The sequence below is a fragment of the Deinococcus budaensis genome, assembly GCF_014201885.1.
Lineage (GTDB): Bacteria > Deinococcota > Deinococci > Deinococcales > Deinococcaceae > Deinococcus > Deinococcus budaensis.
Genome location: NZ_JACHFN010000022.1, coordinates 1 through 22,670 on the forward strand (window position 1 = coordinate 1; position 22,670 = coordinate 22,670).

Sequence of the window (22,670 nt, forward strand, 5' to 3'; positions counted from 1 at the left end):
CGCACACTGACACTCAGGTCCGGCTGCGCGGGGTTGACGATGATGCTCTGGGCGCTGATCTTGGGGGCCGCCGCCGCCGTGCTCACCAGCAGCGCGGCGGGAATCATCAGGAGCTTCTTCATGGGCGCCATGATGCCGGGCAGCGCTAACCGCAGTCTGATGGACGCTCAGGGGCAGGCTTGAGGGACCTCTCACCTCCCCAGCCCTCTGGGCGGCGGTCCACGGGGGGCCGGTCGTGCCGAGGCGCGCGGCCCTGCGGCAGGGGCAGCGGGGAGTCCAGACGCCAGACGGCGGCGCCGACCGCAAACACGCCGCGCTGGCCTTGTCTCTGGTCGCCGGACCTCTCACGCTGCGCCCGCCGGAAACCTGGACCCCGGCCTGCGCCCCAGCAAAAAACCCCGCCGGACGCGGGGTCTTGGCTGGTGCACTCGACTGGATTCGAACCAGTGGCCTGCCCCTTAGGAGGGGGCCGCTCTATCCGACTGAGCTACGAGTGCAAGTCAAGGGCAGCGGCCCGGGGCGCGGACCGTTCGGGAGTATAGCAGCGGGCCGGAGCCGGGAAAACCGGGGCCGTGCGCGTCGGCACAGCCGCTGAGGCGGGGGGGCAAGGACCCCCCTTCCGGTCCCCGCCCCCTCCGGCGCCCGCCTTGGCCTCAGCGGTTCATGATGTGGATGGCCTGCTTGTGGACCGCCTCGGCGGCCTCCAGCACGCTCTCGCCCAGGGTGGGGTGCGCGTGGATGGTCAGGGCGATGTCGGTGGCGGTCGCGGCCATCTCCAGCGCCAGGCTGGCCTCGCCCAGCATGTCGGAGGCGTGCGGCCCCAGGATGTGGACGCCCAGCAGCAGGTCGGTGTCTTTTTCCACGACCATCTTCACGAAACCGTCGGTCTGTTGCAGGGTCATCGCCCGGCCCGAGGCGCTGAAGGGGAAGTTGCCGGTGCGGACCTCGTAGCCCTTTTCCTTCGCCTCGGCCTCGGTGAGGCCCACCCAGGCGAGTTCGGGCGAGGTGTACACCACGCCGGGAATGGCGACGGCGTCCTGCGCGGCGGGCTTCCCGGCGACGACCTCGGCGGCGACCAGGCCTTCTTTCATCGCCTTGTGGGCCAGCATGGGGTTGCTCGCCACGTCCCCGATGGCGTAGATGTGCCCCACGTTGGTGCGCTGCTGGAGGTCCGCCGGGATAAAGCCCCGGTCGGTCACGTGGACGCCCGCCGCCTGCGCGTTCAGGCCGTCGGTGCGCGGGCGGCGGCCCACCGCCACGAGCACGCGGTCGAAGACCTCGACGCGCTTCTCGCCGGTCTTGACGCTTTCCAGCTCGACGTGAATGCCGTCCGGCTTTTTCTCGGCGCGGTTGGCCTTGGTCTCGGTCTCGATGGTGATGCCCTGCTTTTTCATCGCCTTGCCGAACTCGCGCGAGGCGTCGGCGTCGGCGCCGGGAATGATGCCGGGCAGGAACTCGATCACCTTGACCTGCGCGCCGAGGTTGTTGTAGATGTGCGCGAACTCGAAGCCGATCACGCCGCCGCCCACGCACAGCATCCGCGCGGGCACCGGGTCGGGCACGACCAGCGCGCCCGTGGAGTCCACGATGCTCTGCTGGTCCACCTCCAGGCCGGGGATGCGGGCGGGTTCCGAGCCGGTGGCGATGATGATGTTCGCGGCGGTGTAGGTCTGGTCTCCGACCTGCACGGTGTGCGGGTCCACGAAGCTGGCCTGCCCCTTCAGGGAAGTGACCTTGTTGGCCTTGAACAGGCTACCCACGCCGCCCGTCAGCTTCTTGACGATGCCGTCTTTCCAGCCGTTGAGCTTGGGCACGTTGAGCGTCTGCTCGCCGAAGGTCAGGCCGAAATCGGAGGCGTGGCGGGCCGCCGCCATCTGCTCGCCCGCGTGCAGCAGCGCCTTGGTGGGAATGCAGCCCACGTTGAGGCACACGCCGCCCACCGCGTCGCGCTCGGCGCAGGCGACTTTCAGGCCCAGCTGGGCGGCGCGGATCGCGGCGTGGTAGCCGCCCGGACCCGCCCCGATCACGAGGAGGTCAAAATCCATCTGGTTCGTCATGCGGGTAGTCTAACGCGCGCCCGCAAAGGCACCTGTGACGCTCGCCGGAAGTCAGCTATGGCCCATTGACCAGCGTGAATGGTGGATATCAGGCGGGGGCCTCTAACCTTCCAGAAAGTCCGCCACCACCCGGTTGAGCGTCCACCAGCCCTGTGGGGTAGCGCGCAGTCGCTCGCCGTCGAGCGTGAGCAGGCCCCGGCTCAGGTTGCTGGCAATGGCCCCGGCGTAACGCGCCCGCACGTCCAGCCCGCTGCGGCGCGAGAGGTCCGCGAGGTCCACGCCCTCCCGCAGCCGCAGGCCCATGAACAGGGCGTCGGTGACGTACTCCTCGGCGTCGATGGGTTCCGCCTCACCCGCCGCGCCGCTCAGCCAGTCGTGGAGGTGGGGATTGGTCCGGCGCAGGGTCAGCGCGCCTCCTCCTTCCCTCGCCGGGTAGTGGCCCGCCGCCCCTGGGCCTAAACCCAGATAGGTGCGGCCCTCCCAGTAGGCGCGGTTGTGGCGCGACTCCTGGCCGGGGCGGGCGTAGTTGCTGACCTCGTAGCGGGAAAAGCCCAGGGCAGTCAGCAGCGTCTCGGTCTGCTCGAAGCCCCGGCGCTCGTCGTCTTCCTCCACGGTCACGCCCCGGCGGGCGAACTCGGTGCCCGGTTCAATGGTCAGGGTGTAGGCGCTGACATGGCCCACGCCGAGGTCCACCAGCCCGCGAATGTCGTCTTCCAGCGGCTGCCCCGGCACAGCGGTGATCAGGTCGCCGCTGACCCGCACACCCGCACCGACCAGCTCGCGCACGGCCCCCTTGGCCTGCCGGGCATCATGCTGGCGGCCCAGGAACTTCAAGGTGGCGTCGTCGAGGCTCTGCACGCCCACCGAGGCGCGGTCAAAGCCCAGTTCCCGCCACAGCGCCGCCCGCGCGGGGCTGACCGTGCCGGGGTTGATCTCCAGCGTGTTCTCGGCCCGGCCCCAGCCCAGGTGACGGCGGATGCTGCCTGCGAGCGCCGTGATCTCGCTGTCGCGCAGGAAGCTGGGGGTTCCGCCGCCGATATAGACGGTGTCGAGGTCGGCCGCGTACTCACTCGCCAGCCAGGCCGCCTCCTGCTCCACCCGCTCCAGGTAGCGCTCGACCAGCCCGGCCCGCCGGGTCAGCACATGAAAGTCGCAGTACGGGCAGATGGTGGGGCAAAACGGCACGTGGACATAGAGGTGGCGGACGGTGGAGTCGAGGGCGGGGCCGGGCACGGAGCCAGGGTACGCGCTGCGCGGGGGGCGGCGCGCGGCGCAGGTTGCGATTGCCGGGCCGGATTCAGAAGAGGGCTTGCTGGGTCAGGTAGGTCCGCAGAGATTCCGCGTACGGTCGCCGCTCCTCCGGGGCCGTGGTGCGCCGCTCCGGGGTGTGGAGATAGAGGTTGTCATCCACATAACGCGGAAAGACCTGGAGGTGGTAATGCCAGACATCCTGGCCTCCACTGGGTTCATTGTGCTGGCGCGTGGAAGTGCCGTCACATCGGAAGACTGCCTTGAGGGCGAGCGCCACCACGCGGGACACATCATGGATCGCCGCCCCGTAGTGCGCGGGCAGCTCGTACAGGTTCTCGAAGTGCTCGTTGGGCACGATCACGACGTGACCCGGGTTGTTGGGCCACCAGCAGGAGGAGATGAAGGCCGTGACGAGTCCGTTGTGCAGCACGATGTCGTCCGGCTGGGTATACGGGAAAGGACGCGGCTTTCGCCGAACCACGTCGCAGAAGGGACAGTCGTAGTTCTCGGGGGCATGGCGTGACATGGCGTTCACCTCGGCCCGTCCTTACCGCCCGTGCGGCGTGGCGTCCATCCAGGCTTCCAGCGCCGAGCGCACGCCCTCCGGCGCCGCGACGAGCACCGGCACGTCCAGGGCGGCGGCGGCGCTGGCGGGGGCGCACTCGCCCTCGGCTTTCGCCGCGCCCTCCAGGGCGGCTCGCCAGGCCGGAAAGGCGCCTCCCTCCTGGTACGCCGCGCCGCCTGCGTCGAGCTGGCGCTCCGGCACGGTCACGGCGGGTCCCCCGGCCAGGGCGCGCGGGGCGACCACCAGCACGCCGCGCGGCGCCAGCTCGCGCAGGGCCGTCAGCAGGGGCGTCAGGCCGTCGTGGACGAGCAGCCGCACCAGGCCCTTGCCGCCGAGCGCCTCCAGCTGGGCGGGAACGGCGGCCGCGAGGCCAGGCGGCGAGGCGACCAGCCAGCGGTGCCCGCCCGCCCGGCCCTCGAAGTCGGCTTGGACCGAGCCGTACAGGTCCGTCCAGGTGCGCGTGTGGTTCATGGAAGGCAGGATACGGGCCGCGCCGCTCCTCACGGGAGTCTGGTATCAGGAGGGGCCCATGACCAGACTGCTGCTGCTCGCCGCCCTGCTCCTGACGCCCGCCGCCCTCGCCTGCCCGGTCAAGCCCGGCACCGTCGCCAACGGGCTGTTCAAGGACACCCGGAGACTCCCGCCCATCTGCGGTCCCCTCTACCTGACCTTCAAGCAGGCGATGAGCGGCACCAAATGGACCGAGATGTACGCCCTGGACAGCCAGGCGAGCAAGACCCGCACCGCCCAGACCAACGCCATCCTCGCCTCCATCGTGAGAAGCGGCTACCGCAAGGTCCGCGAGCAAAAAGGGCCGCGCAGCCAGGTCTACCTCTTTCAGCGCCGTAAGAACACCATCACGGCGGTGGTGGGCATCTCGGGACCGGTGCATTACCTGGCGCTGGCCGGGCAGTAAGGCCGCCGGGAAGCCGGGGATAAAGGCCGCCCCCCCCGCCCGCTCTTTTCTGCCGCCGCCCGCCGCTTGCTACCCTGCGCCCATGAGAAGACTCCTCGGCCTGGCGCTGGTCGGCTCCGCCCTGCTGGCGTCTTGCGGCGCGGCGCCGCCCCCCCCTGCCTACGACGCCTCGGGGCTGTGGACGGTGGAGTTCGGCCGGCCGGGCGACCCGGACGCCGAGCGCTACATCGCCGCGATCACGATGGCCAACCGGCCCAATCCCGGCGACTTCACGATGACCCTGCTGCCCGAGGTCGGTCTCGGGCCGAAGCTGATGGCCGGCAACACCGTGAAGGGCACGGTCTATTTCCCCAACTTCCCCGGCTCGCCCTTCGTGGGTACCTTCCGGGAGGGCCGCTACGAGGGCAGCCGGACCGACGACGCGGGCGCCCAGACCCTCAAGATGGTCCGGCAGTAACCCGGCCGCGCCCCGCGCCTCCCCGGTTCCGGGCGGGGGCCTCTTGCCCGACCGCGCTTGCCCTAGCGGGCGGCGGGCGCGGCGCTCAGCACGGCGTCCACCGTCTTCAGGGCCACGTCTACCGTCTCGCGGATCAGGCGCGGATCGGCGGCCGTGTCGGTGGGCCGGTGGTAGTTCACGTCCAGGCCCCGGTGAAAGAAGAGGACCGGAACGCCCGCCTGAGCGAACGAGGCGTGGTCGCTGCCGCCGCCGCTGCCCCCCAGCGTGCCCAGCGTGGGCGTCTCCCGCCGCGCCAGGGTGACCAGACCCGCGTCGCCGCCCACGGCCAGCGGATCGGCATTCACGCCCACCATGTCGAAGTTGAACATCGCCCTGAGGCCCCCGACCAGCCGGGCGTTGTCCTTGACAAAGGCGCGCGAGCCGCGCAGGCCGTCTTCCTCGCCGTCGAACAGCACGAAGAAGCTGCGGGCCGCCAGCGGCGTGTTCGCGGCCCGCCGCGCGAGTTCGAGCACCGCCAGCGTGCCGGAAAGGTTGTCGTTCGCGCCGGGCGCGCCCGCCACCGAGTCGAGGTGCCCGCCGAACAGCAGCTCGGGCTGGGTCACGCCGGACTTGAAGGCGACCACGTTCACGCCGCGCACCTCGCCCTCCCGGACGCGCACCGCCAGGGTGACGGGCTGGCCTTCCGGCAGGGCCGCGCCCACCTCGGGCGTGACGCCCAGCACCGGCAACGCCACCGGGTCGCCCAGCGTGCCGCGCAGTTCTCCGGGTTCGTTGTTCACCACGATCAGCCCGGCCGCCCCCGCCGCGCGGGCGCTCCGCGCCTTCTGGGCAAAAGGAATCTGGCCGCGCGCCACGACCGCGATCCGGCCGCGCACGTTCGCCCCGGCAAAGTCCCCGGGCGTGCCCACGCCAGGCACCCGCACCACCGGGGCGGTGACCTCGCCGCCGGGGGTGCCTTGCAGGGCCAGCCCAGAGAGCCGCCGCGCGCCCACCCGCACCTCCGAGCCGAGGTCGTCGAACCGGGGATAGCTGAAGCGCTCGCGCCGGGTGAGGTAGCCCAGGGCGCGCAGCTCGCCTTCCAGGTAGCCGCGCGCCTGCTCGTTGGCCTCGCTGCCGGTCACGCGCGGGCCGAGCTTCAGCACCGCCTCCAGGTTGTTCTCGACGGTCGCCCCCGCCCCGGCCCCCACCAGCAGCCCGCTCAGCAGCCCGCCCCGCACCGCCCGCGCCCAAGGTTTTCGCATGGTTCCAGCAGACCACGCCCGGCGCCGGGGCGCAGGGGGCCGCCCCACAGAGTCGGGCACGCGGGTGGGCCGGGGCAGGGCAAGAGGCCAGGTAGACCGGGAAGCCCCCGGCTGTCAAATACCGGCGTCACGGAATCCGCGCCGGGTGGGCGCTACGGTGCGGCGCTATGCGACGTCTCCTCATCACCGCGCTGGCCGTCCTCGCCGCAGAGGGCGAGGCCGCCACCTATTCCCTTCAGAGGGTCAGCCACTACAACGCCGTTCGCAGTCAGACCGACCGCACGCCGCACATCTCGGCCTGCGGGCCGACCCGCCCCGGCCAGATCGCCCTCTCGCGCGACCTGCTGCGCCAGGTGGGTTGCGGCGCCCGCGTGCGTCTCACGGTGGGGGGCCGCAGCCAGGTCTACGTGGTCAACGACACCATGCACCAGCGCTACCGCCGCACCGCCGACGTGCTGGTCCGGCGGGTCAGCACCGCCCGCAAACTGGGCGTCTCCGCCGGCACCCTGACCGTGCTGCGCAAGGGCCGTCCCTACCGGGGCTAACGGCTCCCCCGCCTGACTGGCCTGAGCGATCTGGAAACGCCCTGCCCGTCACACTCGTCCCACCTCCTCAGGCAAGGACCCCCAGGCTGGCGGGGGCGCGCGCGCCGCCCCGCCCTCCCGCCTTGGCCCCGGCGGTGGAGGGAGGCGTCCACCTTCTCAAAAACGGACGCGCCAGCGGGTCCCGGCGCCGGACTGGTTCGCGTCCAGTCACCCGCACAGCTGTGGAAGGGGGCGGCATGAAGGTCGCCCCCCCCCCGGCCTGGCGGAGACCGGCTGCGCAGAGGCGGCGTATCCGGCCCCCTCTGCGCAAGCCAAAAAAAGCCCCCGTCTGTGACGGGGAAGGGGGGTGGCGCACCCTGTAGGACTCGAACCTACGACCGACCGCTTAGAAGGCGGTTGCTCTATCCAGCTGAGCTAAGGGTGCAAGGCGAAAGCTCCCGCCGGGGGAGGGAGCCTTCGTGGGTCTGGAGCGGGATCACGGATTCGAACCGAGGCCAGAAGCTTGGAAGGCTGCTGTGCTACCACTACACCAATCCCGCCAGAAAACCGCGCGCGCGCGTGTCCCCCCTGTGGTGCGGAGGGTGGTCGAGGCGACTGGATTCGAACCAGCGACCCCTTGGTCCCAAACCAAGTGCGCTACCAGCCTGCGCTACGCCTCGTCTCCCGCCTGCGCGCGGGCCGCATGATAGCAGAGGCGGGGGCCGGGTGTGCAGGGGGGCGGAGCAGGCCGCTGACCCGCACCGGGGGCGTATCATGCGGGACTGTGAACGCGGCGGGGCGGGTCAGGACCTATCTGGAGCTGGTGAAGTTCGAGCACACGGTGTTCGCCTTGCCCTTTGCCTACGCGGGCATGCTGCTGGCAAGCTTCCAGGCCAACGGAACCGGCTGGCCCGGCCTGGGCGTGGTGCTGTGGGTCACGGTGGCGATGGCCTCGGCGCGCACCGCCGCGATGGGCGCCAACCGGGTGATCGACCGCCTGATCGACGCGCGCAATCCGCGCACGGCGGGCCGGGAGGTGCCCAGCGGCAAGGTCAGCCCCGCGCAGGCCTGGGCGCTGGTGGGCGTCAGCCTGGCGGTCATGGCCTTTGCGGCGGCCCAACTGAACCCGCTGTGCCTGCTGCTGCTGCCGCTGGCGGTGGTCTTTCTGATCGGCTACCCCTACACCAAGCGCTACACCTGGCTGTGCCACGCCTGGCTGGGCGTCACCGACGGGGCGGCGGCGGCGGGCGGCTGGATCGCGGTGACGGGCGAGTTCGCCCCCGGCGCGTGGCTGCTGTGGGCGGCGGTGATCTTCTGGATGATCGGCCTGGACGTGATCTACGCCACGCTGGACTACCGCTTCGACCTCGCGAACGGGATCAAGAGCATTCCGGCCCGCTTCGGTATTCCGCGCGCCCTGCGCCTCGCGGCCTGGAGCCACGCCCTGACCTTCGCGCTGCTGCTGGCGGTGGGGGTGGCCACGGGCGCGAGCTTCTGGTATTACCTCGCGGCGCTGGCGATGGGCGCCATCTTGCTGTACGAGCACCGCATCGTGAACCCCCAGGATCTGGGGCGCGTCAACGTCGCCTTTTTCGACGCGAACATGTGGCTGGCCCTCACCATGCTGGCGGGCGTGGTGCTGGACGTGACGTGGCGCACCCTGACCTGACCCCCGGAGAGCGGACTCCTGAGGAGCGCGAAGCCGCCTCGCGGGCGCTGGTTCCTCCCCGGGCGGCGCGGGCCTTTGCCGACGGCGACGAATGGGCGGCCCTCACGGAGCTGCGGCGGGCGCGTGACCTCCACCCCCCCGGAAGCGTGCCCTGGGCGGTGCTGGAGCGGCTCGGCGGCTTCGTGCTGATTCACCTGCTGCGCGAGGTGGAAGGCACCTTCGCGCTGGAACGCGCCGACCCGGTGCTCGACGCGGCCGGGCACCCCCGCCCCACCCTGGTCTGGCTGGAAGACGCGGCGCCGCCGGGTACGGCTGGGTAAACCGCCTCCGCTCCCCCCTGTTCGGCCCCCCGGCGGCCCATGCCCTAGAATCACCCCGATGCGCGACCTGAGGGGAGAACAGCCGTGACGCTGGAAAGCTCCGAGACGGAGTTCGCGGCGACCTACGCGGCCCACGCCGCCGAGGGCCTGCTCTACCCCCAGCGCGAGGGCAGCCCCCTGCTGGAGTTCGCGTCGGGCGGCCGGGTGCTGTACCTCTTCGACCGCACCGGCCCCTACAACGGCCGCCCCGGCCCCGCCCGGGTGGTCGTCCACGGGGTGCTCGACCTGCCTGCCACCCGGTTGCTCGGCCCGGCGGAGGCCAGTGGGGCGGCGGAGACGCTCAGCGTGGTGGGCGTCTCGGGCGTGGAGGGCGTGGGCCGGGTCCAGAGCGCCAGCCGCCGGGTCTGGGTCGTGCAGGCGCGGCTGCCGCTGGTGCTGGCCGCCTTCGAGCCGCTGCCCGCCGCGCAGCCGGGAGACTGGGTCGCTTTCCGGACCCTTCCGCCGCTGCACGGCTTTGTGGCGCCCGGTTCCTGACGGCCGCCGGGGCGCCGGGCCGCGCTCCTCCGCACCCGCCCATGTGAGCGGAATGGGACTTTACTTAAGTCGGCGGCGCAGGTCATACTGTCCTCATCCCCTCATGCCTGAGCTGCTCCTGCCCTTGCCCATCCACCCACCTGCCGCCCAGCTCGCGTGCCTGGTGATGGCCGATCTGGTGGGCAGCACCCGGCTGGCGCACGGGCTGCGGCTCGAGCACTACGCCACCCTGATGACCGAGTTCGTGCAGTTGCTGATCCTGAGTTTCGAGGTGCGCGGCGGGCAGGTCTTGCAGCACCAGGGCGACGCCGTGCTGGCGCTGTGGCCCAGCTCCCAGACCTCGCAGGCGGTCCTGGCGGCGCTGGAAGCCCACGAACGGGTCGCGCGGCTGGGGCTTGCCGCCGCGCTGGGGCTGCGGCTGGAGCTGCGGGCCGGGGTCGCGGCGGGTCCGGTGGTGACCGGGCCGGTCGGCGGCCAGCCCAGCGCCTACGGCCTGCCGGTCAACTATGCCCGGCGCCTGTGTGACGCCGCCGCCCCGGGTGAGACGCTGGTGTGCGACACCGCCGCCCGGCACCTCGGCCCGGCGGTGGTGGGGGTGCCCCGGCCGCTGCCGTCCCTGCGCGGCTTTCCGGCCGCCTGTCAGGCCTACGCGGCGCGGCTGCCCGCTGCGCTGCCGCCGGGGCGCATGAAAACAGGTTAAGCGGTCGGGGGGCCTTCTCATGAGAACGCTCCCTAGACTGGCCGCATGGAACGCAAGCCGCTGGTCCTCGTGATCGAGGATGAAAAAGATATTGCCCGTTTTATAGAACTCGAACTGGCCGCCGAGGGCTACGCGACCGAGGTCGCCTTCGACGGCGTGACCGGCCTGAGCAAGTTCCGCGAGGTCAACCCCGACTTGGTGATTCTGGACCTGATGCTGCCGGTGCTCGATGGCCTGGAGGTCGCCCGGCGCATCCGCAAGACCAGCAACACGCCCATCATCATTCTGACGGCCAAGGACGGGATTCAGGACAAGGTCGAGGGCCTGGACTCGGGCGCCGACGACTACCTGATCAAGCCCTTTTCCATCGAGGAGCTGCTGGCCCGGGTGCGCGCGCACCTGCGCCGGGTCAATCCGGCGGTGACCGGCGAGGTGCGGGTGGCCGACCTGGTGATGAACCTCGACGGGCGCGAGATTTTCCGGGGCGGACGGCGGGTCGAGCTGTCCGCCAAGGAGTTCGAGCTGCTGGAACTGCTGGCCCGCAACCCCGGCAAGGTCTTTTCGCGCTTCGAGATCGAGGAGAAGGTCTGGCCCGAGTACACCGGCGGCAGCAACGTGGTGGACGTCTACATCGGCTACCTGCGCCGCAAGCTCGAGGAGGGCGGCGAGCGGCGGCTGATCCACACCGTGCGCGGCGTCGGGTACGTGCTGCGCGAGGAATAGCGCCCCGCTGGGCGTCCGCAGGGGCGGGGGCCGCAGAGGCCAGACGGTACACTGCCGGGCGTGACAGGATTTCCTGAGCCGCCCGGCGTTGGCGCCGCTGGTGGGCCGAGCGGCGCCCCACGCGCCGAGGTGGGGCCGTGACGCTGCGCTGGCGCCTGACGCTGTTCTATACCGGTTTGCTGGCCGTGCTGCTGACCGCCGTGTCGGTCGCGGCGCTGGTCACCATTCGCAGCAGCCTGCTGAGCAACCTCAACCGCGAGCTGAACCAGTCGTACCTGCTGCTGACCGAGACGCTGCCCAGCCTGAACCTCAAAGCACCCAGCACCGACGAGGAGCGGGACGCGGCGGGCGTGCTGCCGCTGGCGCGCTACCTCTTTCCCAACGACGCGATCCAGATCGACGAGCTGCCCACCTACGACTTTCCCACGCTGGCCCAGCAGCTCGAGGAGGCGCCCACCCCGGACGCGCGTGAGCAGGTGCTGGCTTTTGTGCGCGGCCTGGGCAGCGACCCGCAGAACCGCGAATCCATCGGCATGGACCGCGGCTCGCTGATCAGCCTCACGGACGCGGAACTCACCCGGCTGATCGAGTCGCCCGACGGGCGCATCTACATCCAGCGCGACGTGCGCGACCCCTACAGCACGCAAAGCGCGCCGCACCACTTTCTGGTGACCCTGGGCGCGCTGCAACTTGACCCCAGCGCGCCGCCCAACCTGGCGGTCGCCTATATCGGCCGCAAGCTCGAAGGCAACCTGTACACCCAGGCGCAGCTTCAGCGGGTGCTGCTCGCGCTGTGTCTGGCGGGCTTGCTGACGGCGGGCGCGGGCGCCTACCTGCTGGCCGGGCAGGCGCTGCGGCCCTTGCGGCAGGTGCAGCGGGCGGCCGAGAGCATCGGCGGGCAGAACCTGGCCGAGCGGGTCCCCGAGCCGCAGACCGGCGACGAGGTGCAGGCGCTGGCGCAGGCCCTCAACGCGATGCTGGGGCGCCTGGAGGGCAGCTTCGAGGCCCAGCGCCGATTTACCAGCGACGCCAGCCACGAGCTGCGGACCCCGGTCACGGCGATCAGCGGGCACGCCTCGTACCTGCTGCGGCGCACCCAGCCCAACGAGCAGCAGCGCGAGAGCCTGGACATCATCCGTTCGGAGTCCGAGCGCCTCACCAACCTGATTGCCAGCCTGCTGCAACTGGCCCGCTCGGACAGCGGGGCGCTGGCCCTGACCCGCCAGCCGGTCCTCTCCGGCCCCTTTCTGAGCGAGGTGACGCGTGAACTCGCCCCGCTCGCGCAGGCGCAGGGGACCCGGCTCACGGCGGGCGGCGAGGAGCTGGCTTTTGAGGGCGACCCCGACCGCCTCAAGCAGGTCCTGATCAACCTGGTCGGCAACGCCCTCAAGGCGGGCGCGAAAAACATCACCCTCACCAGTCAGCCGCAAGGGGGCGGGCGCGAGGTCCGCCTGAGCGTGCACGACGACGGCCCCGGCATTCCGCCCGAGCATCTCGCGCGGCTTTTCGACCGCTTCTACCGGGTCGAGGACAGCCGCAGCCGTGATCAGGGCGGCGCGGGCCTGGGCCTGAGCATCGCCAAGGGCATCGTGGACGCCCACGGCGGGCGCATCTGGCTGGAAAGCGAGGTCGGGAAAGGCACCACCGCGCACGTGCAGCTGCCGATCGGGAACATTGCTGATCTGGACGAGGAGGACGTGCCGTGAAGATGGAAGGCACACGGCGCAGAGTCGGCCCGGGAACAGGTGTTCTCCTCACGCCATGACCTTCAATCCAGGCTTGAACCGCGTCACCATCGCCAACTTCGGGGGCCTACCGGACGGTATGGCGGGAACGTTGGCCCATGAATGGCTGGCGACCTGGAGCATCGCCCCGCAGATGCAGGCCGAGCTGCCTCTCTGCGACCTTCCCCGCATTCCCTCCTCCGGCAAGCTGGACATCGCGCGACTCACGCTGGAGCGGCTACCCCGGCAGCTCCTCGGGCATGGACGTACCCGGGGCCTTTCCGGTCTTGTCCGGGCCTGTGGGCTGGAGGTCCACGCCCGGAAGATGCAGGCTTGCGGCGTCTATCCAGTCGCCCTCAATGCCGCCCTGGAGCGCGGGGACCCTGGAACCGCCGCCTTCGCCGAACGCCTGGGAATCGCGCTGGCCGCCACCGTGGCGACCCTGAAGCTGGCGCCCCCCGAAAGCCGTGCGGCCCGCCCGGAATGGCCGGAGGCGCACTGGGAACGCTGGCGGCAGGTCAACCGCATCGTCTTGGGAGGAGGCGTGCTGAGCGGCACGCTGGGGCAGCAGCTCTTTTCCACCGCCTGCGAGTGGCTGCCCCGCCTGGGCGCGGCCGACGTGCGGCTGCATCTGTTTGCACAGCCGCGTCACCTGATGCTCCACGGCGCCGCGAGGCACTACCGGGACGGGCCGGTCCTGGTGCTGGACGCCGGACACACCGCCATCAAACGGGCCTGGGTGGAGGTGTCGGGCGGAGAGGTGAGAGAGCTGCGGCCCGCGCCTCTGCTGCCGACTCCGTACGGGATCAGTGACGGCCAGCAGCTTCTGGATTTTCTGGCCGAGGCCCTGCTGGAGACCCTCGCGGGGCACGGTCAGGTGGAGCAGGTGGCTGTCAGCCTGTCGGCCCATCTGGACCGGGGGGGAAGTGTCGATCCGCAAGCGGCAACCAGCAGTTTTTACGGCTCGCTGGCCGGGCTCGCTCTGGAAGATGTTCTGCGCGAGCGGCTGAGCACCAGACTGGGCTTCTCCTGCCGGGTCAGGGTGATGCATGAGGGGCAGGCGGCGGTTCACGGCCTGCCCCATATGGACGCGGCGCTGCTGCTGGGAACTTCCGTGGGAGGCGCGTTGCAGGAGACAGAAAGTTAGAACCTTACCCCCCATCCCGGAAGAAGCCACGTGGGCGAGTGACACCGACCATGTTCTCAGGGCTGCCGCCGGGCCGTCCCGAAGGCAGGCGCAGGCGCACAATGGGGGCGTGACCGCGCGCGCGTCAGGAGGCGTCATGAACCCATCGACAGCCGTTTCCCCGGCCCGGCCGATTCCCCGGCCGATGGTCTGCCTGCGCCCGGTGGCGGTGCGGGTTCCCTCCGGCGGTTCTCTGCTGACGCGAGGAGGGCTAGGGCCTGCTAGGCACCGGCCGGGCGTGCCCAGGACACCGGACTTTTCCCGCAGGTGAGGGTCTCCCCTCCCCCAAAGGAGAGCTATGAGCGAGCAGCCGTTTGTGGGGCGGGAGCGCGAGCTGGGGCAACTGGAGGGGTTCCTGGGGCGCGCCCTGCTGGGGCAGGGGCAGGTGTGCTTCGTCACGGGCGAGGCGGGCAGCGGCAAGACCATGCTGGTGCAGGCCTTCGCCCAGCGGGCCCAGGACCACGACGAACACCTGGCGGTCGCCTCCGGCAACTGCAACGCCCAGAGCGGGGTGGGCGATCCCTACCTGCCCTTCCGCGAGCTTCTGGCGGCCCTGATCGGGGTGACCGGGCGCGCGGCGGAGGGAGGAGACCCCCCGGCCGGGAGCCGTCTGCGGCACTGGCTGGTCCGCTCGACCCAGGTGCTGATCGAGGTCGGCCCCGACCTGGTGGGCACCATCATTCCCGGCGGCACGCTGGTCGCCAAGGCGGGCAAGGCGCTTGCCCAGAAGGCCGGGTGGCTGGACGAACTGGAAAAACTCGCCCGGCGCAAGCCCGGCGCCCAGGCCCCCGTCCAGCCCGAGCACCTGCTGGAGCAGTACGCCAACGTCTTGCGGGCGCTCGCGGCGGAGCGGCCCCTGCTGCTGGTGCTGGACGACCTGCACTGGGCGGACGCGGCCTCGGTAGGCCTGCTCTTTCACCTGTCGCGCCGTCTGGAGACGAGTGCGGCGCTGCTGGTCGGGACGTACCGGCCCAACGAGCTGTACCTGCGCGCGGCCGCCGCCGGGCGCCACCCGCTGGAGCCGGTGCTGCTGGAGATCAAGCGGTACGCCGGGGACGTGTGGGTGGACCTGCAAACGGACGAGGCGGGAGGGCGCGACTTCGTGAACCGCCTGCTGGACACCGAGGCCAACCGCCTGGGCGCCGACTTCCGCGAGGCCCTTTTCCGGCACACCGAGGGCCACGCGCTGTTCACCGCCGAGCTGCTGCGCCGCCTTCAGGAACGGGGCGACCTGATCCGGGACGCGCAGGGCTGCTGGGTGGTCGGCGCCCGCCTGGATTTCGGCGCCCTGCCCTCGCGGGTGGAGGGGGTCATCGCGCAGCGCATCGGGCACCTGGACGCCGCCCAGCAGGAGCTGCTGCGGGTGGCGAGCGTGGAGGGCGAAGCTTTTACCGCCGAGGTCGTGGCCCAGGTGCAGGGGCTGGCCCCCCGGCAGGTGCTGCGTGACCTCGCGCAGGACCTGGCCCAGCGGCACGCGCTGGTGCAGGAGCGCGGCGACCTGCGGGCCGGTCGGCGGCAGTTGTCGGGCTACCGCTTCGCCCACGCCCTGTTTCAGCATTACCTGTACGGCGGGCTGGGGAGCGGCGAACGGCGGCTGCTGCACGGCGAGGTGGCCCAGGCCATCGAGGCGCTGTACGCCGGGGCGCCTGACCCGGTGCGGCTGGCCTGGCACTACGACCGCGCGGGCGACGGGGAGAGGGCGGCCGGGTTCTACCGCGAGGCCGGAGAGCAGGCGCTGCGTCAGGGCGCGCCGCACGAAGCCGAGCACCTGCTGACCCGGGCGCTGGACCTCACGCCCGGGCCAGAGGCCGAGCGGCGCTTCGAGCTGCTGCTGGTGCGGGAACAGGCGCGCGACCTTCAGGGCCAGCGCGAGACCCAGCGTGAGGACGTGGAGGCGCTGGAGAGCCTGGCCGAGGGGCTGGACGACGGGCGGCGCTGCCAGGCGGCCTTGCGGCGGGCGAACCACGCCGATCTGGTCAGCCACTTTCCGGCCGCCATGGCGGCGGCCGAGCGGGCCGCCGCGCTGGCGGAAAAAGCGGGCCTGCCAACCCGGGTGGCCGAAGCCCACCTGGCCTGGGGCCGCGCCCTGTACCGCCACGGCGCACGTCCGCAAGCCAAGGTGCACCACGAGCTGGCGCTCCAGTTGGCCCAGGCCGCAGGGGACCGCCAGACCCAGGCCGATGCCCTGCGGCACCTCGGGCAGATCGCCTTGGGCGCGGACAAGCGGCTGGCGCAGGACCTGTATGGGCAGGCCCTCGGCCTGTACCGGCAGATCGGCGACCTGCACGGGGAAAATATCGCCCTGCGCTACCTGGGGGTGTGCGCCGTCAACGCGCAGCAGGACGACCGGGCGGCCGCGTTGCTGGAAGAGGGTCTGGCGGGCGCCCGGCGCCTGGGAGACCGCTCGGGGGAGGCCCACGCCAGTTACGCACTGGGGGCACTGGCGCAAAACCAGGGCCGCCTCGCCGACGCCGAGGGGCCGCTTCAGGCCGCCCTGGAGGCCTACCGGCAGACCGGGGAGCGCGTTCAGGAGGCTGCCACCCTGCTGATTCTGGGGTCGATTCGCCTGGAACAGGATGACTTTGATCAGGCCCGGGCCATGTTTCAAGCGGCGCTGCGCATCTGCCGTGAACTCGGCGGCACTCTGCACCTCAGCTCGGTCCTCAAGAATCTCGGCATCCTGGAGCTGGCGCTGGGCAATCATCACCAGGCGCGCGCCTATCTGGAGGACGCGGCGGAGGTTGCCCGCCGCGCCCACAACACCGTCTACGAACACCACGCGCTTTGCCAGCTGGCTTACACCGAACTGTACGGGGGGAATGCGGCGGCGGCCCTGGAACGGGCGCGGCAGGGGGGCGATCCCGGCCGCTTCGCCGAGCCGTGGGCGCTGCTGGCGCTGGGCCGACTGGAGGAGGCCGAGGCGGCCCTCCACAGCCTGCTGCGAGACCCCCAGCCCCTCCGGGAGTGGCAGCGGCTGGCCGCCGACCTGGGGCTGGCCGCCGTCGCGCTGGCGAAGGGCGACCTGCGGGCGGCGCTGGCCCTGGTCGAGGGCATCCTGCCTGCGCTGGGGCGCAGCGACCTGCTCGACGACGTGGCCACCGCCTATCTGGTCTGCTACGAGGTCTTGCAGGCCTGCGGCGACGCGCGGGCCGCCGGAGTGCTGGAGGGCGGCTGGCGGCAGATCGAGCGCCAGACGAGCAGGCTGGACGACGCGGCCCGCGAGCGGTTCATCGCCAACATGCCCAGTCGCCGCCGCTTGGTGGCGGCCTGGAGGGCGTCATGACGGCGCAAGGGGGCGCGGACGTGCAGCGTGGCCCCCGGCGGCGGGGGGCGGCCGCTTGGCCGCCGCCCCCCGCCCAGGGGAGGTGAGGTTCATGTCCACCCTGGCGGTGGAGGGCCTGGAATTCCGGCAGGTCGCCCCCCTGCTGGCCGCGCTGTACCGCGACGGGCTGCTCACCCCGTTCGTGGGGTCGGGCATGAGCCTGGGCGCGCCGGGGCAGCCCGCCTGCACAAGCTGGCGGACCTTCCTCGTGCGGCTGGCGGGGGGCGCGGGCCTGAGGGACCTGCCCGCCGCTTTCGAGGACCCCGCCCGCTCCCCCACCCCCGAACAGTGTTACCGCCTGGCGGACAAGGTCACGATGATGCTGCGCGCCCACCCGCGCCAGGCCCGCGACGAGGTGTTCCGGCGGGCGCTGAAGGAGACGCCGGAGTTCATCCCGCCCACGCCGCAGCTGCGCGCCCTCACGCGCCTGGACTGGCCGCTGGTGCTTTCCACCAACTACGACGACCTGTACTGGGCGGCCCGCCAGGACACGCTGCGCGCCGAGACCCACCCGCCCGAGCCTCTGGCGGTGCTGGGCCGCTCGCTGTCGGATTGCCACCGGGTGCTGCGCTCGCTGTCCGAACCCAGCCGCCCGGTGCTGTGGGCCTTGCAAGGCTACCTGGGCGGTCAGTGCGCGCCGCCGGAAGCCTCGGTGCCCTCCGACGCCCGCCGCCGGACGCTGGCGCTGGAGGTGGTGGCCGGGCACCAGCAGTACCAGCGAGCCATCCACGCCGTGCCGCACTTTCGCCGCGCGTTCGGCGAGGTGTTTCGCCGCCGCTCGCTGCTGTTTTTGGGTTCGGGCCTGCTGGAAAACTACCTGGTCGACCTGTTCAGCGAGATCCTCTACCACCAGGGTCCCGGCCAGATGCCGCACTTCGCCCTGCTGCGGCGCGGCGGCGCCCCGGACCTGTACGACCCGGCCTTTTTGCAAACCCGCCTGGGGGTCGTGCCCGTGTTCTACGACGGGCACGACGAGGTCCCGGCCTTTCTGGAAAGGCTCGCCCACGACGTGCGCTGGACACGCGGCCCGCCGCCCCCCGCCGACTTCGCGCAGGTCGAGGAGATCAGCTATACCCTCCAGCCGCCCCCCTCGGACCACCCGGTGCGCCTGGTGCTGCGGCGGGGGCAGGTGTCGGCGGCGCAGGTGAACTGGGCCGCCGGGGACGCCCTGGTGCTCAGCGCGGGGCGCAGTGCCGGACGCCCGGTTCCGGGAAGCGGGGCACAGGCGCTCGGAGCGCTCGCCCCGTGTCCGGGCGTGAGCCTGCCGCTGGAACCCCGGCGCTGGGCGGCGTCCGCAGCGGGGTCCCAGGCCTTCCAGTACGGGGGCGCGGCCCTGTTCGCCGTGGTGGCGCGGACCTCGCACGAGGGGCGCAACGACCGCGACCTGAGCGTGATCGCCCCCGCCGTCTGCTCGGCCCTGCACGCCGTGGAGCGGACCGGGCAGTACCGCCGCGTGCATGTCCTGCCGGTGGCGGCGGGGCGCAGCGCGCACTGGAACCCCATTCACCCCTTCGCGCAGGTGCTGCGGGGGGTGCGGACGTTCGTCACCCAGGCGCCCGCCCGCACGCTGCGAGAGATCGTGCTGTACATCGACCATCCCGGCGTGTGGCAGCCGCTGATGGCCGGCAAGCTCCCGGTCAGCGCGCTGCTGTCCTCGGACATCGGGCAGTACACCGTGGACCTGCGCGACGCCGCCGGGGAGTCCGAGGTGCTGAGCGTCACCTCGCCCGACGCCACCTCCACGGTGGCCCGGCTCCTCGCCCTGTGCGGGCTGGCCAATCCCGGGGACTGGGAACTTCAGCTCGACCCCCCGCTGGCGGCGGCCCTGACGGTCACGGCGGACACGGTGGTGGTGCCGACGATGACCGTGCTGCTGCGCCCCCGGCCCCGGCCCGCGTGAAGAGGACGGCGGGGGTTGCCGGGGCAACGTCCCTCACCCCAGCATCAGCGTGTGCAGCTCCTCCATCAGCGCCTCGCCCTCGGCGGTGGTGCGGGCGACCACGAAGATGGTGTCTTCCCCGGCGATGGTGCCCACGATGTCGTCGCGGCGCAGGCGGTCGAGCAAGAGGGCCACCCCGGTCGCGTGGCCGTCGGAGGTGCGGATCACCAGCATGTTCTCGCCGCGGTCCACGTCCTTGACGAAATTCTGAAAGAGGCGGCCAAGTTCCTCCTCGACGCCCTGGTGGCCCGCCACCTGCGCGAGCGCGTAGCGGTGACGGCCCTTGCCGATGGGCAATCTCACCAGCCGCAGCTCGTTGATGTCGCGGCTGACGGTCGCCTGGGTGACCTGCACGCCCTCGGCGCGCAGCCGCTCGACCAGCTCAGCCTGGGTGGAGACACTCTCGCGGGCGATGATGTCCTGAATTCGCTTCTGACGCTGGTCCTTGCTGAGCACACGCCATGCTATGCAGCCGGGATGAATAAGGCAATCGGGGAGGGGGAGGTGGGGCGTGGTCAGTGGTCCGTGGTCCGGCCTGCGCGCACCCGCACCGCCTCGTCCAGCAGCCGCCGGGCCACCTCGCGCTTGCTCAGGCGCGGCCAGGCCTCGGCGGAACCGTCCGGGCGCACCAGCGTGACCTCGTTGTCGTCGCCGCCAAAGGCCGTGCCCTCGCGGGTGGGGTAATTGAGCAGGATAAAGTCGGCGTTCTTGCGCGCGGCCTTGGCGGCGGCGCGCTCGACCCCGGCGTGCGTCTCCATCGCAAACCCCACCAGCACGCGCCCGCCCTTCTCTTGCCCCAGCTCGGCCAGGATGTCGGGGTTCGGCGTGAGGGTGACCGTCACGTCGCCCGCGACTTTCGCCTGCTTCTCCCCTGCCCGCTCAGCGGCGCGGTAGTCGGCGACCGCCGCCGTCATCACGACGATCTGTGCGGCTTGCGCGGCTTCCCGCACCGCGTCCCGCAGCTCCAGCGCCGTCTCGATGCGGACCACTTCCACTCCCGGCGGGTCGGGGAGGGTCACCGGGCCGGTCACCAGCGTCACGCGGGCGCCCCGGTCCCGCGCCTCCTCGGCCACCGCGAAGCCCATCTTGCCGCTCGACGGGTTGCTGATAAAGCGCACCGGGTCGAGGTATTCGCGGGTCGGCCCGGCCGAGACGACGACGTGCAGGCCCGCGAGGTCTCGCGGCGCGGGCGGGGCGAGCAGCGCCAGCACCGTCCCCGCGATGTCTTCCGGCTCGGCCATGCGGCCCAGGCCCGACCCCTCGCCGCGCGAGCCGAACGCCCCGACCTCCGGCCCCAGGAAGTGGTGGCCCCAGCCGCGCAGCCGCTCGGCGTTGGCCTGCACCGCCGGATGCCGCCACATCCGCTCGTTCATGGCCGGGACCCACAGCACCGGCCCCTGAACGCTCAGCAGCGTGGCCGAGGCGAGGTCGGAGGCGTGCCCGCCCGCCGCCCGCGCCAGCAGGTCGGCGGAGGCGCCCACGACGACCACCGCGTCTGCCCGCGCCAGCGTGAGGTGCTGGGCGTCGGGGCGCGGGGCGAACCAGGTCTCGTCGGTGGCGACCTCGCCGTCGGCGGCGGTCGCCAGGCTGAGTTCGGTGATGAAGTCCAGCGCGGCCCGGGTGGCGATCACGCGCACCCCGGCCCCGCGCTCGCGCAGCCGCCGCAGCACGGGGGGCGCCTTGACGGCAGCCATGCTGCCCCCGACGATCACGAGAACGAGGGGAGGCGGGGCCAGGACGGACAGGGCGGGCACGGTCACCCGGTCAGTCTAGAGGCCCGGACGCTAGACTTTCCCCATGACCACAACCCTGAATGCGGTGGAGCGCGTGCTCACCGTTTCCGAAGAGGCGACCCGCTGGAACACCTTCGCGCCGCGTTACCAGGCGCTATTGGCCGCCGACCTCGGCGCGGACGCGGTTCCCGGCTGGCTGGCCGAGTGGAGCGCCCTGGACGCCGAGGTGGGGCAGGCGGGCAGCAAGCTCGCCACCCACGCCGACCTGCACACGGACGACCCGCAGGTGCAGGCCCGCTACGCCCGCTTTCTGGAGGAAGTCTCGCCGCAGGTTCAGCGCGCCGAGCAGGCCCTGACCGAAAAGCTGCTGGCGGTGCCTGGCTATGCGCCCGCCCCCGACTTCGCGCTGGCCTACCGCCGCTTTCAGGACGCCGCCGCCCTCTTCCGCGAGGCGAACGTGGAGCTGGGCGTGACGCACCAGGCGCAGATGAACCGCCACGGGGTGATTACCGGCAACCAGACCGTCACCCTGCACGGCGAGGCCCTGACCGTACCGCAGGCCCGCCAGCGGATGGACAGCCCCGACCGCCCGGCCCGCGAGGCCGCCTGGCGGGCGCTGACCCTGAGCGCGGGCGAGGTCGCCCCCCAGCTCGACGCCCTGATGCTGGAGCTGCTGGACACCCGCCGTCAGCTCGCGGCCAACGCCGACCTGCCGGGCTTTCGCGACTTCATGTGGCGGCGGCTCGACCGGGTGGACTACACGCCCCAGGACTGCCGCGCCTTTCACGAGGCCGTGCGGGATGAGGTCGTGCCTCTCGCCGCCCGGATGATGACGGACCTCGCCGCGCGGCTGGGCCTGGAACGCGTGCGGCCCTGGGACTACAACCGCAACAACCTGCTCGACCCCCAGGGGCGCGAGGCCCTGAAGCCTTTCACGAGCGGAGCCGAGCTGGAAACGCTGGCGGGGGCGGCCTTCGAGGGGCTGGACCCGGCGCTCGCCGGGCGCTTCAGGCAGATGCGGGAGGGGGGGCTGCTGGACCTCGAATCGCGCCCGGGCAAGATGACCCACGCCTACTGCCAGTATTTTCCGGTGGACAACCAGCCTTTCGTGCTGATGAACGTGGTGGGCACCGCCGAGGACGTGCGGGTGCTGTTTCACGAGGTCGGGCACGCCTTTCACGGCTTTCTCAGCGGCGAGACGCAGCCGCTGGTGTGGAACCGCTGGAGTCCCATCGAGTTCGTCGAGATTCCCTCCATGGCGATGGAGTTTTTGACGCTCGACCACCTGGGGCACATGTTCTCGCCGGAGGAACTCGCCCGCTACCGCGAAAAGCAGCTTCAGGGTGTGGTCGCCTTCCTGCCTTGGGCCGCGCAGATGGACGCCTTTCAGCACTGGCTGTACGCCGAGGCCGGGGAGCGTCCCAGCGTCGCCGACCTGGACGCCAAGTGGCTGGAACTCGACCGCACCTTCCACCCGTTCGTGAACTGGGACGGGCTGGACGAGGGCGTGCGCGCCAAGGGGTGGCAGTACTACCACGTCTTTCAGGCGCCCTTTTACTACATCGAGTACGCGATGTGTTACCTCGCCGCCGTGGGCATCTGGCGGGAAGCCCGCCAGGACCCGGCCGGGGCGCTGGCGCGCTATCAGGCCAGCCTGCGCCTGGGCAACACCGTCCCGGTGCCCGAGCTGTACCGCGCCGCCGGGGTCGAGTTCCGCTTCGACCGCGACCACATCCGGGGGCTGATGGCGTTTTTGCAAGGGCAGCTGGCGGGCGCCGGAACCTGAGAACCGGGAAGGCCGCGCGCGCG

Annotated in this window: 20 protein-coding genes, 4 tRNA genes and 1 pseudogene; 13 read left to right on the forward strand and 12 right to left on the reverse strand. The window is 71.7% G+C overall.

Annotated elements, in window-relative coordinates; genetic code table 11:
• From HNQ09_RS19060 to HNQ09_RS17925, 6 genes and pseudogenes are all read right to left on the reverse strand, one after another.
• Positions 1–122: pseudogene (locus tag HNQ09_RS19060) on the reverse strand (S-layer protein); the annotation flags it as partial.
• Positions 123–420: 298 nt separating this feature from the next.
• Positions 421–497 (reverse strand) — tRNA-Arg (locus tag HNQ09_RS17905).
• A gap of 156 nt (positions 498–653) precedes the next feature.
• Positions 654–2,057: a dihydrolipoyl dehydrogenase gene (gene lpdA, locus HNQ09_RS17910; RefSeq protein ID WP_184031849.1), complete on the reverse strand. Its 1,404-nt coding sequence runs from the start codon at positions 2,055–2,057 to the stop codon at positions 654–656.
• Positions 2,058–2,159: 102 nt separating this feature from the next.
• Complete coding sequence (hemW, locus tag HNQ09_RS17915) at positions 2,160–3,290, reverse strand: radical SAM family heme chaperone HemW (protein ID WP_184031851.1); 1,131 nt, start codon at positions 3,288–3,290, stop codon at positions 2,160–2,162.
• Positions 3,291–3,354: 64 nt separating this feature from the next.
• Positions 3,355–3,834 (reverse strand): HIT family protein, encoded by a 480-nt coding sequence (locus HNQ09_RS17920; protein WP_184031853.1) that lies wholly within the window; start codon positions 3,832–3,834, stop codon positions 3,355–3,357.
• Between the two features lie 21 nt (positions 3,835–3,855).
• Positions 3,856–4,344, reverse strand: a complete 489-nt coding sequence (locus HNQ09_RS17925) for a hypothetical protein (RefSeq protein ID WP_184031855.1) — start codon at positions 4,342–4,344, stop codon at positions 3,856–3,858.
• 58 nt (positions 4,345–4,402) lie between these two features.
• Here HNQ09_RS17925 and HNQ09_RS17930 point away from each other — a divergent pair, with 58 nt between their 5' ends.
• Positions 4,403–4,789, forward strand: a complete 387-nt coding sequence (locus HNQ09_RS17930) for a hypothetical protein (RefSeq protein ID WP_184031856.1) — start codon at positions 4,403–4,405, stop codon at positions 4,787–4,789.
• Between the two features lie 82 nt (positions 4,790–4,871).
• Positions 4,872–5,246, forward strand: a complete 375-nt coding sequence (locus HNQ09_RS17935) for a hypothetical protein (RefSeq protein ID WP_184031858.1) — start codon at positions 4,872–4,874, stop codon at positions 5,244–5,246.
• A gap of 62 nt (positions 5,247–5,308) precedes the next feature.
• On the opposite strand, the gene HNQ09_RS17940 is transcribed toward HNQ09_RS17935, so the two are convergent.
• On the reverse strand, positions 5,309–6,487 hold the full coding sequence (locus HNQ09_RS17940; protein WP_184031860.1) for a M28 family peptidase: 1,179 nt from the start codon (positions 6,485–6,487) through the stop codon (positions 5,309–5,311).
• Between the two features lie 167 nt (positions 6,488–6,654).
• Between HNQ09_RS17940 and HNQ09_RS17945 the strand changes: the two genes are divergently transcribed.
• Positions 6,655–7,032, forward strand: coding sequence for an RlpA-like double-psi beta-barrel domain-containing protein (locus HNQ09_RS17945; RefSeq protein WP_184031862.1), 378 nt, complete (start codon positions 6,655–6,657; stop codon positions 7,030–7,032).
• A 347-nt stretch (positions 7,033–7,379) separates the two neighbouring features.
• Here HNQ09_RS17945 and HNQ09_RS17950 read toward each other — a convergent pair.
• From HNQ09_RS17950 to HNQ09_RS17960, 3 genes are all read right to left on the reverse strand, one after another.
• A tRNA-Arg gene (locus HNQ09_RS17950) sits at positions 7,380–7,456 on the reverse strand.
• A gap of 41 nt (positions 7,457–7,497) precedes the next feature.
• Positions 7,498–7,571, reverse strand: a tRNA-Gly gene (locus HNQ09_RS17955).
• 43 nt (positions 7,572–7,614) lie between these two features.
• Positions 7,615–7,691, reverse strand: a tRNA-Pro gene (locus HNQ09_RS17960).
• Positions 7,692–7,795: 104 nt separating this feature from the next.
• Between HNQ09_RS17960 and mqnP the strand changes: the two genes are divergently transcribed.
• The 9 genes from mqnP (at position 7,796) to HNQ09_RS18005 (ending at position 19,089) form a co-directional block, all read left to right on the forward strand.
• Entirely contained in the window at positions 7,796–8,680 is an 885-nt protein-coding gene (mqnP, locus tag HNQ09_RS17965; RefSeq protein WP_184031864.1) for a menaquinone biosynthesis prenyltransferase MqnP, read from the forward strand.
• On the forward strand, positions 8,662–9,000 hold the full coding sequence (locus HNQ09_RS17970; protein WP_184031866.1) for a hypothetical protein: 339 nt from the start codon (positions 8,662–8,664) through the stop codon (positions 8,998–9,000). The genes mqnP and HNQ09_RS17970 overlap by 19 nt, the downstream gene beginning before the upstream one ends.
• 84 nt (positions 9,001–9,084) lie before the next feature.
• Positions 9,085–9,534, forward strand: a complete 450-nt coding sequence (locus HNQ09_RS17975) for a hypothetical protein (protein ID WP_184031868.1) — start codon at positions 9,085–9,087, stop codon at positions 9,532–9,534.
• Positions 9,535–9,637: 103 nt separating this feature from the next.
• The gene (locus HNQ09_RS17980; protein WP_184031870.1) at positions 9,638–10,234 is read left to right on the forward strand and encodes an adenylate/guanylate cyclase domain-containing protein; all 597 of its coding nucleotides are present in this window, start codon (positions 9,638–9,640) and stop codon (positions 10,232–10,234) included.
• A 45-nt stretch (positions 10,235–10,279) separates the two neighbouring features.
• The gene (locus HNQ09_RS17985) at positions 10,280–10,957 is read left to right on the forward strand and encodes a response regulator transcription factor (protein WP_010887388.1); all 678 of its coding nucleotides are present in this window, start codon (positions 10,280–10,282) and stop codon (positions 10,955–10,957) included.
• Positions 10,958–11,094: 137 nt separating this feature from the next.
• Entirely contained in the window at positions 11,095–12,663 is a 1,569-nt protein-coding gene (locus tag HNQ09_RS17990; protein ID WP_184031872.1) for an ATP-binding protein, read from the forward strand.
• Between the two features lie 55 nt (positions 12,664–12,718).
• Entirely contained in the window at positions 12,719–13,828 is a 1,110-nt protein-coding gene (locus tag HNQ09_RS17995; RefSeq protein ID WP_184031874.1) for an ROK family protein, read from the forward strand.
• Positions 13,829–14,165: 337 nt separating this feature from the next.
• Positions 14,166–17,150 carry an ATP-binding protein gene (locus HNQ09_RS18000; protein WP_184031876.1) on the forward strand — a complete coding sequence of 995 codons (2,985 nt, stop codon included), beginning with the start codon at positions 14,166–14,168 and terminating at the stop codon, positions 17,148–17,150.
• Between the two features lie 91 nt (positions 17,151–17,241).
• Positions 17,242–19,089 (forward strand): SIR2 family protein, encoded by a 1,848-nt coding sequence (locus HNQ09_RS18005; protein WP_184031878.1) that lies wholly within the window; start codon positions 17,242–17,244, stop codon positions 19,087–19,089.
• Positions 19,090–19,122: 33 nt separating this feature from the next.
• Here the strand turns inward: HNQ09_RS18005 and argR are convergent, their stop codons facing one another.
• Both argR and coaBC read right to left on the reverse strand, forming a co-directional pair.
• Positions 19,123–19,584, reverse strand: a complete 462-nt coding sequence (gene argR / locus HNQ09_RS18010; RefSeq protein WP_184031880.1) for an arginine repressor — start codon at positions 19,582–19,584, stop codon at positions 19,123–19,125.
• Positions 19,585–19,643: 59 nt separating this feature from the next.
• The gene (coaBC, locus tag HNQ09_RS18015) at positions 19,644–20,888 is read right to left on the reverse strand and encodes a bifunctional phosphopantothenoylcysteine decarboxylase/phosphopantothenate--cysteine ligase CoaBC (protein ID WP_380003453.1); all 1,245 of its coding nucleotides are present in this window, start codon (positions 20,886–20,888) and stop codon (positions 19,644–19,646) included.
• Positions 20,889–20,925: 37 nt separating this feature from the next.
• Between coaBC and HNQ09_RS18020 the strand changes: the two genes are divergently transcribed.
• Complete coding sequence (locus tag HNQ09_RS18020) at positions 20,926–22,647, forward strand: M3 family oligoendopeptidase (RefSeq protein ID WP_184031882.1); 1,722 nt, start codon at positions 20,926–20,928, stop codon at positions 22,645–22,647.
• The last annotated feature ends 23 nt before the right edge of the window (positions 22,648–22,670 follow it).